This window comes from Actinoplanes sp. NPDC023801, assembly GCF_040639655.1.
In the GTDB taxonomy this organism is placed as follows: domain Bacteria; phylum Actinomycetota; class Actinomycetes; order Mycobacteriales; family Micromonosporaceae; genus Actinoplanes.
Window position 1 is genome coordinate 286,439 of the sequence record NZ_JBFAAI010000005.1, and the last position, 12,438, is coordinate 298,876.

General features: G+C 69.3%; 10 protein-coding genes. 6 read left to right on the forward strand and 4 right to left on the reverse strand.

Annotated elements, in window-relative coordinates; genetic code table 11:
* Positions 1-472 precede the first annotated feature (472 nt).
* The 3 genes from AB0G04_RS13215 to AB0G04_RS13225 all read left to right on the forward strand — a co-directional run bounded on the left by AB0G04_RS13215 (position 473) and on the right by AB0G04_RS13225 (position 3,879).
* On the forward strand, positions 473-1,843 hold the full coding sequence (locus AB0G04_RS13215) for an ABC transporter substrate-binding protein (protein WP_360981471.1): 1,371 nt from the start codon (positions 473-475) through the stop codon (positions 1,841-1,843).
* Positions 1,844-1,981: 138 nt separating this feature from the next.
* Positions 1,982-2,959 carry a sugar ABC transporter permease gene (locus AB0G04_RS13220; RefSeq protein ID WP_360981474.1) on the forward strand — a complete coding sequence of 326 codons (978 nt, stop codon included), beginning with the start codon at positions 1,982-1,984 and terminating at the stop codon, positions 2,957-2,959.
* On the forward strand, positions 2,959-3,879 hold the full coding sequence (locus AB0G04_RS13225) for a carbohydrate ABC transporter permease (RefSeq protein WP_360981477.1): 921 nt from the start codon (positions 2,959-2,961) through the stop codon (positions 3,877-3,879). Before AB0G04_RS13220 ends, AB0G04_RS13225 begins: the two co-directional genes overlap by 1 nt.
* Positions 3,880-3,967: 88 nt before the next feature.
* Here the strand turns inward: AB0G04_RS13225 and AB0G04_RS13230 are convergent, their stop codons facing one another.
* Together AB0G04_RS13230 and AB0G04_RS13235 are read right to left on the reverse strand one after the other, a co-directional pair.
* Positions 3,968-5,602, reverse strand: a complete 1,635-nt coding sequence (locus AB0G04_RS13230; protein WP_360981480.1) for a DHA2 family efflux MFS transporter permease subunit — start codon at positions 5,600-5,602, stop codon at positions 3,968-3,970.
* Positions 5,599-6,285 (reverse strand): NAD(P)H-dependent oxidoreductase, encoded by a 687-nt coding sequence (locus tag AB0G04_RS13235; RefSeq protein WP_360981483.1) that lies wholly within the window; start codon positions 6,283-6,285, stop codon positions 5,599-5,601. Before AB0G04_RS13235 ends, AB0G04_RS13230 begins: the two co-directional genes overlap by 4 nt.
* Before the next feature lie 62 nt (positions 6,286-6,347).
* Here AB0G04_RS13235 and AB0G04_RS13240 point away from each other — a divergent pair, with 62 nt between their 5' ends.
* Complete coding sequence (locus AB0G04_RS13240; protein WP_360981486.1) at positions 6,348-6,716, forward strand: MerR family transcriptional regulator; 369 nt, start codon at positions 6,348-6,350, stop codon at positions 6,714-6,716.
* A gap of 152 nt (positions 6,717-6,868) precedes the next feature.
* On the opposite strand, the gene AB0G04_RS13245 is transcribed toward AB0G04_RS13240, so the two are convergent.
* On the reverse strand, positions 6,869-8,743 hold the full coding sequence (locus tag AB0G04_RS13245; protein ID WP_360981489.1) for a hypothetical protein: 1,875 nt from the start codon (positions 8,741-8,743) through the stop codon (positions 6,869-6,871).
* A gap of 94 nt (positions 8,744-8,837) precedes the next feature.
* Between AB0G04_RS13245 and AB0G04_RS13250 the strand changes: the two genes are divergently transcribed.
* Together AB0G04_RS13250 and AB0G04_RS13255 are read left to right on the forward strand one after the other, a co-directional pair.
* Positions 8,838-9,605 (forward strand): ABC transporter ATP-binding protein, encoded by a 768-nt coding sequence (locus tag AB0G04_RS13250; RefSeq protein ID WP_360981717.1) that lies wholly within the window; start codon positions 8,838-8,840, stop codon positions 9,603-9,605.
* The gene (locus AB0G04_RS13255) at positions 9,602-11,461 is read left to right on the forward strand and encodes a hypothetical protein (protein WP_360981492.1); all 1,860 of its coding nucleotides are present in this window, start codon (positions 9,602-9,604) and stop codon (positions 11,459-11,461) included. Before AB0G04_RS13250 ends, AB0G04_RS13255 begins: the two co-directional genes overlap by 4 nt.
* Positions 11,462-11,682: 221 nt before the next feature.
* Here AB0G04_RS13255 and AB0G04_RS13260 read toward each other — a convergent pair whose 3' ends face one another.
* Complete coding sequence (locus tag AB0G04_RS13260) at positions 11,683-12,231, reverse strand: hypothetical protein (protein WP_360981495.1); 549 nt, start codon at positions 12,229-12,231, stop codon at positions 11,683-11,685.
* Between the last annotated feature and the right edge of the window lie 207 nt (positions 12,232-12,438).

Sequence of the window (12,438 nt, forward strand, 5' to 3'; positions counted from 1 at the left end):
GCGGCCCCCCCGCCCCACCCCCCCCTCGCCCCCCCCCCCACCCCCATGCAGCCCCTCCAGCCCCCCCCCCCCCCCCCCCCCCCCCCCCCCCCCCCCCCCCCCCCCCCCCCCCCGGGGGGGGCCCCCCCCCCCCCCCCACGACGGTTCTTTTTGCGGATTCGGCGACGGGGCCGTCCGGGCGTCCGCCGGGCCGTTCCCCGAACTTCAACAAAACCGACTCACATCGTAGGCGACGTGCCGTTTAGTTCGGATAAATAAGGACAAAAACCTGCAGGCCACAGCGACAGGCGGTACGCTCCACCCCAATCTCCTTAACCGGTTAATGGGCCGATGTGTCGCAGCGATATCGTTACCGACTCGATCGCGCTGAAATCATTGCGCAACGTGCCGGTTACCTCTTGACTGTTGGTCAAGAGGCGCTTCGGACGGCGGTGTCGAGAGACGCCGGAAGCGCTATGACATAGGGAGCGGTATGTTCGTTCAACGTGGGAGTTCGCGATCGCGGATCGCACTCGCCGGTGCCCTCAGCGCAGGTCTGGTTCTCAGCCTGAGCGCCTGCGCGGACGACAAGGAGCCGAGCGCCGGCACTGCCCCGGCCTCGTCGCTTGCAGCTATCGACTGTGCGCCCTACACCGCGTTCGGTGATCTGAAGGGCAAGCAAGTCTCGATCTACACGGGCATCGTGACCCCGGAGGACACCCCGCAGAAGGAGTCCTACAAGCCTTTCGAGCAGTGCACCGGCATCACCATCAAGTACGAGGGTGACAAGTCCTTCGAGACCCAGGTGCTGATCCGCGCCGAGGCCGGCAACCCGCCGGACCTCGCGTACGTGCCGCAGCCCGGCCTGCTGCAGCGCCTCGTCGCCACCGGCAAGGCCGTCGAGGCCCCGGCCGAGGTCGCCGCGAACGTCGACAAGGACTTCGGCGTCGACTGGAAGGCGTACGGCACGGTCGACGGCAAGTTCTACGCCGCGCCGCTGGGTGCGAACGTGAAGTCGCTGGTCTGGTACTCCCCCAAGGAGTTCAAGGACAACGGCTACCAGGTCCCCCAGACGCTCGCCGAACTCAAGACCCTGAGCGACAAGATCGCCGCGACCGGCAAGAAGCCGTGGTGCGCGGGTATCGCGTCGGGTGAGGCGACCGGCTGGCCGCTCACCGACTGGATGGAGGACTTCTTCCTCCGGCTCAACGGCCCCGAGGCCTACGACAAGTGGATCAAGCACGAGATCCCCTTCAACGGCCCCGAGGCGACCAAGGCCCTCGACGGCGTCGGTGAGTACCTGAAGAACGACAAGTACGTCAACGGCGGCCTCGGCGACGTGAAGAGCATCGCCGGCACCGAGCAGAAGGACGGCGGCCTGCCGATCCTCGACGGTGACTGCTCGCTGCACCGCCAGGCGAGCTTCTACGCCGCCAACTTCGACAAGAGCACCAAGGTGGCCGAGGACGGCGACGTCTACGCCTTCTACCTGCCGGGTGAGAGCGCCGACAACAAGCCGGTCCTCGGCGGTGGCGAGTTCGTTCTCGCCTTCGCGGACCGTCCCGAGGTCAAGGCGTTCCAGACCTACCTGTCCAGCTCCACCTGGGCCAACAACAAGGCCAAGGTCTCGTCGGGTTGGGTCAGCGCCAACAAGCAGCTCAAGCTCGAGAACCTGGTGAACCCGATCGACCAGCTCTCCGCCAAGATCCTGCAGGACCCGAAGGCGACGTTCCGCTTCGACGCCTCCGACCTGATGCCCGCCGCCGTCGGCTCCAACGCCTTCTGGAAGCAGGGCACCAGCTGGATCACCGGTCAGGACACCAAGACCACCCTCGACAACATCGAGAACGCCTGGCCCAAGTGACCAGATAACTGCACCAGGGCCGGTCGGAATCTTCCTCCGACCGGCCCTGGCAGTCTGATCACTTTTGTTCTTCACTTAACCTCTCTCACCCCCTCCGATCTCACACCCCTCCGAACGTCTTGAGGAGGAACGGGCCGCGTGTTCACCACCGCCACCACCACATCGCAGAAGATCCTGCAGATGTTCGCGGCGATCCTTCTGTTCGTCGCCGTCATCGGCCTGATCCTCTACATCGCCAGCCGCTTCACCGGCAAACGCGATCGCGCCATCGCCGCGCTCTACCTCGCCCCGACCGTGCTGATGCTGAGCGTCGGGCTGCTCTACCCCGGTCTGCGGACCATCTACCAGTCGTTCTTCGACGCGTCGCTGAAGAACTTCATCGGGTTCGACAACTACACGGCCATCCTCACCGACGCCGAGCAGTTGACGGTCCTGCGGAACACCGCCTTCTGGGTGCTGGCCACCCCGTTCCTCGCCACCGCCATCGGCCTGGTCTACGCGATCCTGGTCGACAAGGCGCGGATGGAGTCGTTCGCCAAGGCGCTGATCTTCCTGCCCATGTCGATCTCGTTCGTCGCGGCCGGCGTCATCTGGAAGTTCATGTACGAGTACCGGCCCGACCAGGGGACGATCAAGCAGATCGGCCTGATCAACCAGATCATCGTCTGGCTGGGCGGGAAGCCGATCCAGCTGCTCATCGAGTCGCCGCTGAACACGTTCCTGCTGATCGCCGTGATGGTCTGGATCCAGGCCGGCTTCGCGATGACCGTGCTGTCGGCGGCCATCAAGGCGATCCCGGACGACATCATCGAGGCGGCCCGCCTCGACGGCGTCGGCCCGCTCGGCATGTTCCGGTTCGTGACCCTGCCGGCGATCCGCCCGGCGGTCGTGGTCGTCCTGACCACCATCGCCATCGGAACCCTCAAGGTCTTCGACATCGTCCAGACCATGACCGGTGGCCGATTCGAGACGAGCGTCATCGCGAACGAGTTCTACAGCCAGACGTTCCGCAGCGACAACCGCGGCTTCGGCGCGGCGCTGGCGGTGGTCCTGTTCATCCTCGTCATCCCGATCGTCGCGTACAACATCCGCCAGCTTCGCCGATCGGAGGCGTGATGACCACCGCAGCACCGCTCACCACCACGCCGGTGTCGAAGACCGAGGGCAAGAAGCTGTCCGCGGCGGCCACAGCGAAGAAGAAGCTCACCTCACCGTGGGCGTCGCTGGCCGCGGTCGTCATCGCCGTGCTCTGGACCATCCCGACGTTCGGCCTGCTGATCTCGTCGTTCCGCCCGGAGGACGCGATCAAGCGCACCGGCTGGTGGACGTTCTTCACCAACCCGCTGGTGACCTTCCAGAACTACGAGGCGGTCCTCGACCCGAACGAGGCCGGCGCGAACCTGCCGTCGTCGTTCGTCAACTCGCTGGTCATGACGATCCCGTCGGTGCTCATCCCGATCTGCCTGGCGTCGCTCGCGGCGTACGCGTTCGCCTGGATGAACTTCCCCGGCAAGAACATTCTGTTCATCGGGATCTTCGCGTTGCAGATCGTTCCGCTCCAGGTGACCCTTCTGCCGCTGCTCCAGCTGTTCGTCTCGTGGGACATCGACGGCACGTTCTGGACGGTGTGGTTGTCACACTCGACGTTCGCGCTGCCACTGGCGGTCTATCTGTTGCACAACTTCATCAAGGAAGTGCCGTCCAGCCTCATTGAGGCGGCCCGGATCGACGGTGCGGGCCACGTGTCGATCTTCTTCCGGGTGCTGCTGCCGCTGCTCACCCCGGCACTGGCGGCGTTCGGCATCTTCCAGTTCCTGTGGGTGTGGAACGACCTGCTGGTCTCGCTGACGTTCGCCGGGGCCCCGGAGATCTCACCGCTGACCGTGCAGCTGTCCAACCTCAGCGGCACGCGGGGCACCGCCTGGTACCTGCTGTCCGCCGGTGCGTTCATCTCGATCCTCGTGCCGGTCACGGTGTTCCTGCTGCTCCAGCGCTACTTCGTCCGCGGCCTGCTCGCGGGCAGCGTCAAGGGCTGACCCACCGGTTGCACCGGCGAAAGGCCGCATCCTCCGCGGAGGGTGCGGCCTTTCCCGCGCTCCGGGCCGCGATCTTCCGGTGGACCCCTCAGCCGGTACGTCCGGACGAGCGCGGTTCCCCCGGCGGGCGCGGCTCCCCCAGCGGGCGCGGCTCCCCCGACGAGCGCTGCCTTTGCGGCGGGCGCAGCGATCGGCAGGCGATCACGCAGCTCGCCGCCAGCAGAACGACCGGCAGCAGGTAGACCGCGCCGACGGCCACCGCCAGATCCGGACGCAGGGCCGCCCGTGCCGCGGGATCGAGATCGAGCATCCCGGCCACTCCCCCGCCCGGTTCCGGCATCCGCAGAGAGACCAGCGCACTGATGGTGACCGCGACGACGGCGCCCGCGACAGCGTTCGACAGCTGCGTCGCCAGTCCCAGCAGTGTGGTGCCGCGCGGTGTCTCGGTGTGGTCGAGGTCCCGCAACGCGATCGTCATGGTCGGCATCAGCGTCGCCCCCGAGCCTGCGCTGAGCAGGACGGACGCCGCCGCGATCCACGGGTAGCCGGCGTCGGTGACGGTGGCCGCGAGCAGCGCCACACCACCGGCCGTACCGACGGCGGTGCCGGTGAGCACGATCCGCCGCGCCGGGATCCGGTCGACGAGGCGGGTCGCCACCTGCGCCACGATGCCCACGGTGATCGCCTGTGGCAGACCGAGCAGCCCGACGAAGCTCGCCGGATCGCCCCGTACCCCCTGCACGAACAGCGGCAGCACCGACATCGACCCGAAGTACGCGGCCGCGAAGCACACCAGCACGCCCGCCCCGGCCCGTACCTGCCGGTGCCGCAGCAACCGCAGGTCCACCACCGGGTCGTCGATCCGCCGGGCGCGCCACACGAAGCCGGCGAGCATCCCGAGACCGGCGGCGATCACCCCGACCGCCACGGTGAAGCCGCCCGGCTCCGCCCCTGAGCCCGAGTCCATCGGCCCGGGGTCCGCCGGCCGGTCCATCGCGGTCGCGCCGAGCACCACCAGCACCGCCCCGCCGGACAGCAGCACCAGCCCCGCCCAGTCCATCCCTCGCCGGGTGCCTGAGGCCGCGCCCGGAACTCCGGCGTCCCGGAGGCCACGGTCGTGCGGCAGGACACGGGCGCAGATCAGGACGGCCAGCACGCCTATCGGGATGTTGAGCAGGAAGATCCAGCGCCAGGACGCGGTGTCGATCAGCCAGCCGGCCAGCACCGGTCCGATCAGCGGGCCGATGATCAGCGGAAGCACCAGCAGGCTCATCACGCGGCCGCGTGCGTCCCGGGGTGCGGCCCGCAACCCGATCGCCTGCCCCACCGGGTTCAGCAGGCCGCCGCCCAGGCCCTGGAGCACCCGGAAGACGGCCAGCGACGTCACGTCCCAGGCCAGCCCGGCCAGGGCGGAGAAGACGGTGAACACGGCCAGGGCCACCAGGTAGACCCGCCGGGCGCCGTACCGTTCCGACAGCCGGCCGGCCAGCGGGATCACGGCGACCAGGCCGAGCAGGTAGCCAGCGGTGGCCCACTGCGCGCCCGCGAGCGTGGCGTCCAGGCCGGAGACGATGGCCGGCACGGCCACCGCCGTGACGGTCGTGTCGATCACGACCATGAGGCCGCCGATCGCGAGCGCCAGCCCGATCGCACGGACCCGCGGGTCGAGCGGCGACCGGCCGGGGTCCGGCTCGGCTCGCGCGAGCCGGGATGCGCGGCTCATCGGGCGTAGGGGCGCTCGTGCCGTGCCGTTCGCAGCAGGGCCGCCCACCAGGTCAGCTCGTGCAGGGCCGCGTCGAACGCCTCGGCGACGTCGGCGGGCGGGGCGTATCCGGACGGGCTCAGATCGGTCCACGGACGGGACAGGCCGACGACCCGGCGGGTGGTGACAACGTGCAGTTCGGCGAGGACACCGCGCAGGTGCTCGGTGGCGAGCAGGCCGCCCTGCACACCGTAGGACAGGACCGTTGCGGGCTTGAACATCCACTCGCGGTACTGCCAGTCGATGAGCCGCTTCAGGCTCGCCGGGTAGCTGTGGTTGTACTCGGGAGTGACGAACACGAAGGCGTCCGCGGCGTCGATGCGGGCCGAGACCGCAGTTCCGGCGCCGGCACCGGGGCGCAGCAGACCGTCATCGGGCAGGTCGCACTCGGCGCAGTCGAGCAGATCCACGTCGGTCACGGCGCTGTTCTGATCAGCGCTGTTCTGATCAGTGCTGCTCTGATCAGTGCTGTTCCGGGCGGTACCGATGGTGACCGCTCGGAAGGCGGCCCATTCGGCGATGGCGCGGCCCATCCGCTGGTCGCGGACACTTGCGGCGATCACCGCGATCCGTAGTGGCTCGTCCGGCGGGCCGCCCCCGTCGCGGGGAGTGGTGGGCAGGCCGGCGTATGAGGTCTCCGTCATGCCCACAGGCTCGGCGTTCAACATATGTTGAAGTCAAGAGCGGCGCGGCGCACCATGGGGTCATGACCGCAGAGGCTCTCAGCACTTACACCTTGACCGTCGGCGAGGTAGCCGCCGCGGCCGGCGTCGCCACCTCGGCGGTGCGGTTCTACGAGCAGCACGGCGTCGTCCACGCCGAACGCACCTCCGGCGACCAGCGCCGCTTCGACGACAGCGCGGCCTGCCGGATCCGGGTCGCGAAAGTCGCCCAGCGGGTCGGGCTCACCGTGCGCGAGATCGCCGGCATCTTCGACGAGTTGCCGCGCGATCCGCAGCCGGCGGACTGGGGACGGGTCGCCGAGACGCTCATCCGGGAGGCGGAGGAGCGCACCGCGGCGCTGCGCGCGCACCTCGACGCGATGCGATCCGGCTCCCGCCTGTGCGAGTTGTGAGCGCCCCGACCACGGACGCACGGCCGCTGTACGCACACATCGAGAACGGCCGGCCGGTGAAATCGTGGATCGGGGACGCTTAGCCGTACGAGCAAAAAAGGACCGCCGGCCCCGGGATGAGCCGGAGCCGGCGGGATGACGGTGATCGGAATTTACGGCTGGCTGCGGGGGCTGTCCGGGGCCAGGGTGTCGATGAACTCGTGCGGCTGGTGGACCTTGCTGCTGCCGCGAGCGGCATCGGCTTCGGCCTTGAAGGTCGCGGCGACGCCCGCCTTGTCGACGCCGGGGATGGCGGCGACGGTGCCGTACGCCTTGTCGGCGAGGGCGTACGCGGCGCGGTAGTCGTGGGCGGCGAACGCCTTCGACGCGCCACCGAGCAGCTTGTCGGCGACCTTCAGCTGGAGCTTGCCCTTGCCGGCCGGGACGGTCGCGGCGAGCCGGTTCGCGGCCTCCCAGTAGGCGGCGGTCAGGAACCGGTCGCTGTTGTCGCGGTCGAACTGGCTGAAGTCCCAGTTCACGTCGATGTAGCTCATCATCGAGTTGTTCTCGTCGCCGGCGTTGACGAAGTAGAACTCGTTGCCCGGACCGTAGTCGACACCGGTGGCGCTGTCGTAGCCGTCGTGCGGGTGACTCATGCCCAGGTGGTGGCCGACCTCGTGGATCTGCGTGGTGGTCAGGCCGTAGCCGGCCTCCACGATCTCCGGGGAGATGAACGAGAACACGTAGCTCTGGGTGCCGTCGACGTAGTTGTCGTCGGCGTAACCGAGGCCGGGCGTCGGGATGCCCTCGCCGACCGCGTAGTTGAACAGCGGGATCTCGTAGTCGACCTTGCCCTGGTCGTCGAGGGCCCGGTCCAAATTCTCCCGGTTGTAGAGGTACAGGTTGGCGCTCGCCGGGAAGTCGGTCTCCGGGTAGCACGGCTCGGCGGTGACGACCTGACCGAGGTAGCACTGCTCGGCCTTCGCGTCGTAGGGCAGATCCTGCGAGTCGTACGAGAACCGGTTGCGCCAGCGCAGCTCGGAGAGCTCCGCTTTCAGCAGCTGCGGCGTGGTGTACTGCTCGGACGCGTTGACGCCGGCCCAGCCCTCGTAGGTGTTGTCGTCGATGTTGAGGGTGCGCGGCGGCTCCGGCGTGGGCAGCTCGACCGGGTACAGCGGCGACGTGGTGAAGAGCAGGTTGAGCGCCACGTACCGGGTGATCTTGCCGAGGTCGCCGGCCAGGGCCGACGGGGCGCGGTAGCCGCCCGTGGCGTACTCCCAGGTCGGGGGCATCCGGTAGTCCTCGACGCCGTCACCGTCGAGGTCACGGTTGTCGACGTCGTAGTTGCTGGTCCACGACTCGGGACCGGCCGACAGGTCGTGGAACCAGATGCGGCGGGTGCTGCCGAGACCGGTCTCCTCGTCGTTCGCGGTCGTGCCGCCCCACGCGATGATCTTGCGGCTGGCCCGCTGGACACCGAAGTCGTAACCGGTGTCCGGGTCCGGCTCACCGGTCTTGGTGTAGACGTGGTGCTTGAAGTCGGACCGGCCGTACCAGTTGATGAAGAAGACGGTGTTGCGCCGCGTGTCCACACCGGACGGCGCGTTGTAGGCGAGCCACTTCTCCACGCTCGGCGCGTCGATCTCGTGGTTGCCGGCCACGTCCAGGATGTTGTTCTTCTGGTCGTTGTAGGCCTGCTGGAACGTCGTCAGCGCGGCCGGTTTGGCAAGTTTGCCGAGCTGCTTGAAGAACTTGTCCTCATAGCGCTTGTCGGCGTACGTGAGCTTGTAGTCGTACTTGTAGCTGATGCCGAGCTTCTCGGTCACGCCGTACCAGAGGCGGGACCGGACCACCGGTTCGTACCCGCTCGCCAGCTCGCCCAGGAACGCGCTCTTGGCGACCTGATCCGGCTCGTAGCCGACGAACACCACGTTGACCGGCACCTTCTCGACGAGCCGCGGCTGGCCGCCCGGCTTGAGATAGCCGTACGAGCCGGCGGCCGCGGCCGAGCCGGCGGGTCCCACCGACGCGCCGACGAGGACCGCCACGAGTCCCACGGTGAAAGATCTTCTCCAACCCATGTGGACACGCTGCCATCAACACCAGCCGATGGGAACCCCCGCCGGACACCCATTGATTATCCTGACGGCCATGCCAGCGCCAGCATTGCGAATACGGGGACTCCGCAAGACTTTCGGAACGTTCCGGGCGGTGGACGGGATAGATCTGACGGTCCGCGCCGGCACCTTCCACGGCATCGTCGGCCCCAACGGCGCCGGCAAGTCGACCACCATCGGCATGGCCGTCGGCCTGGTCGTCCCGGACGCCGGTGAGATCACCATTCTCGGCCACGACGCGGTCCGCGACCGGGCGGCGGCACGGGCCGTCACCGGGGTCCTCCCCGACGGCCTCGACCTGCCGGAACGCCTCACCGGCGCGGAACTGCTGCGCTACAGCGCCGGGCTGCGCGGCCTGTCCCGGACCGCGGCCGCCGAACGCGTCACCGAACTCATCGAGGTGCTCGGTCTGGCCAAGGCCGCCGCCACGCCGCTGGCCGACTGCTCCACCGGCAACCGCAAGAAGGTCGGCCTCGCCCAGGCGCTGCTGCATGCACCGCGCCTGCTGGTGCTCGACGAGCCGTTCGAGGCGGTAGACCCGGTGTCGGCGGCGAGCATCCGGCGGGTGCTGCGCCGGTTCGTCGACAGCGGCGGCACCGTCGTGCTGTCGACCCACTCGATGATGCTTGTCGAGCAGTCCTGCGACGACGTGACCGTCATCCACCAGGGCCGCGTCGTGGCCGCCGGTACGGTCGGCGAGGTCGCCGGCGGCATCCCGCTCGAGGACCGGTTCGTCGAGCTCGTCGGCGCCGAGACCAGCGGCACCGACGGCTTGACCTGGCTGGTCCAATGAGCACGGTGATCCTCACTCCCACGCTGATGCGCGCGAGCATGTTCCGGCGCTCGCTGCGCGAACATCCCGGCCCGGCGGTGGCCGGCCTCTGCGGTCTGCTCGCGGCCGCCTGGCTGATCAGATACGGGTGGTACGGGGACCGGCACACACTTTCCATCCTGGCCGGGACCTGGGTGCTCGGCTGGATCGTGCTGCCGCTGATGCTCGGTGGCGGGCGCGGCCGGGTCCGCCCGTCGCACCTGCGGCTGGAGCCGGTCGGCAGCGTGCCGGCGGCCATCGGTCTGCTCGCCGCTTCGGCCGTCGGGATCGGACCGGTCGTGTCCCTGGTCGCGCTCGCGTCGCTGCCGGTGCACGCGGCCAGGTACGGCCCGGGCGAGGTCGTCGTCGCCGGCGCCGGAGCGCTGCTGCTGTGGCTGGCCGGACTCATCGGGTCGGCGTTCGCGCTGGAGGCCATCGGGCACGCCGGAGGTCCCGTCGGCGCGATCGTGACCGGGGTGTTCACCGGCACCGTGATGGGCGTGTTCGGGTCGGTGTGGGCGGTCGCTCCGTGGATCACGCTGCTGCTGTCCGGGACACCGGGACACATTGTCCGGTGGCTGCCCTGGTTCCCCGGGAGCTGGCCGCTGTCGGCCGCCGCCGGACCGGCGGGACGTGGGCTCTGGATGATCGGCGGTCTCGTCGCGCTGGTGGGTGTGTTCACTGTCGCGTACTTCTCGCTGGTCCGCCGCACCCTGGTGACCGGTTCGTCGTGGCGGCCACGCCGCTCCTCGGGAGCTGTTCCCTCCACCGGCGCTGTTCCGTCCTCCGGCGCGGGCTCCGGGTTCTCCGACGCCCCGGTGCGGAGGGTGCCCGGCGGCCGGTGGGGGCCCGGTCCGGTGTGGGCGGTCGTCGGGCGGGAACTGCGTACCTGGATCCGGCACCCGCTGCGGCTGCAGTACCTGGCGTTCGCCGTCGTCTACGGGGTGCTGCTCGCCGGGCTGCCGATGCTGGCGGACGCCCGGGTGCTCGTACCGTGGGCCGGTGTCCTGACCGCGCTGTGGGCGGCCGCCATGTCCGCCGGACTGGTCGGCCTCGACGGCACCGCGCTGTGGCTGCCGTTCACCACCCCGGGCGGCGAACGGGCCGAGGTGCGCGGGCGTGCGCTGGCTTGGCTGCTGCTCGTGACACCGATCGCGGTGCTGCTCACGGTGGCCGGCATCGTCGTCGCGCCGGCGGTCGACCCGCTGCCCGCGCTCGCGGTGCTGCCGGCGGTGCTGGGGGCGGGCACGACCGTACCCGTGTGGGTCTCGCTCCTGCGGGTGCGACCGGTACCCGACCCGCGGCATCCGACGTCGGCCGACAACCCGACCGACATCATCAGCGTGCTCGTCGCCTCCGGCGCCGGGCTGCTCGCCGCCGCGGTCCCACTCGCGCTGCTGATCTGGGGCCCGGACGAGCTGCGCTGGCTCGCGCCGGTGCTCGGTCTGGCGGCCGGCGCCGCCGCCTGGTCGGGCGGCGCGTGGCTGGCCGACGACCGGCTCGCCAACCGTGGCGCCGAGGTGATGACCGCGGCGGGCCGGCGAACCCGGGCGCCGGAGACCCCGATCCCGCTGACGTGGGATCCGGACTGGTACCGCGAGAACCGGGCCACCGCGTGGGCGCTGGTCCTGCTGATGGCCGGCTGGATCCCGGTGATCCCGCAGGGCCTGATGGTGCTGGTCTTCGACATCGGTGGCGGCTGGATCGTCGCCTCGCACTTCGCCGGCACGGCGCGCACCGGTGTCGCGGTCGCGATGGTCGCCCTGGGCGGTGCGATGCTGCTCACCGGCCTGATCCTGTGGGGCCGACGCCCGCAGCCCACCCCGCCCGGCGCCTGAAGCCTGTCCCGGCCGGCGCCTGAAGCCGGCCCCAGCAGCCCCTGAAACATGTCCCGGCCGGCGCATGAACGTGTACCGGCGCTGTCAACCCTATTGGGACCACGACGTTGCCGCAGGCAACGCGACCAGCAGACAGGTGACCCCGCCCCGATCAGACGGAACGCAACGGCCGAGGGCCGCACCCGGGAAAGGGTGCGGCCCTCGGCCGATCGAGCGTGAACTCAGTTCTTGTTCCACGGACCCTTGTCGCCGTAGCTGCCGCCACCCTGGCCGTAGTCGCCGCCCTGGCCGTAGTCGCCGCCCTGGCCGTAGTCGCCCTTGCCCTGGCCGTAGTTGCCGCCCTGGCCGTAGTTGCCGCCCTGGCCGTAGTTGCCGCCCTGGCCGTAGTCGCCCTTACCGGGGCCGTAGTGGTGGTTGCCCGGACCCTTGGTCCAGTGCTTGCCACCATGGTTGTAGTTCCAGCCGTAGTAGACCTTCAGGGCCCAGTCACCGCTGTGGAAACCGCGGTAGACCTTGAAGCAGGTGTACCGCTGCCACTGGTTCTTCCACTGACCGAGCTTGCCGATCTTGTGGCAGGTCCGCGGGCTGTTGTAGAAGCCGAAGATCCGGTCACGACGCTTGACGTCCTGCTGCTGCACCTTGACGTCGGCCTGGGAGGCGGACGGCGCCGAGGTGGTGGCCGGGGACGCCGCGGCCGGGCCGGCGGCCATGGTGATGCCGGCGGCGACAGCGGCGCCGGACATGACGATGGCACGGGTCATCTTGTTCATGCGATCACCGATTCCGTAAGAATGGGTAATTTCTGGACAAGATGGATCGTATGAGGCAATCGGCTCCGTGACCTTGGAAACGCGCACCCCAAAAGAGTGAACTCCCGCAGCTCAGCTGCGGGAGTTCATACTTTCAGTCAGGCCGGTGATCCACTGAAGGGTGGGCCGGTGATCCACTGAAGGGCGGCACCCTGATCCACTGGAAAG

What these genes read in the sequence shown, in the direction of transcription:
- AB0G04_RS13215 (WP_360981471.1), top strand. Translation starts at nt 473, where the DNA reads ATGTTCGTTCAACGTGGGAGTTCGCGATCGCGGATCGCACTCGCCGGT.
- AB0G04_RS13225 (WP_360981477.1), top strand. Translation starts at nt 2,959, where the DNA reads ATGACCACCGCAGCACCGCTCACCACCACGCCGGTGTCGAAGACCGAG.
- AB0G04_RS13230 (WP_360981480.1), bottom strand. Translation starts at nt 5,602, where the DNA reads ATGAGCCGCGCATCCCGGCTCGCGCGAGCCGAGCCGGACCCCGGCCGG.
- AB0G04_RS13235 (WP_360981483.1), bottom strand. Translation starts at nt 6,285, where the DNA reads ATGACGGAGACCTCATACGCCGGCCTGCCCACCACTCCCCGCGACGGG.
- AB0G04_RS13240 (WP_360981486.1), top strand. Translation starts at nt 6,348, where the DNA reads ATGACCGCAGAGGCTCTCAGCACTTACACCTTGACCGTCGGCGAGGTA.
- AB0G04_RS13255 (WP_360981492.1), top strand. Translation starts at nt 9,602, where the DNA reads ATGAGCACGGTGATCCTCACTCCCACGCTGATGCGCGCGAGCATGTTC.
- AB0G04_RS13260 (WP_360981495.1), bottom strand. Translation starts at nt 12,231, where the DNA reads ATGAACAAGATGACCCGTGCCATCGTCATGTCCGGCGCCGCTGTCGCC.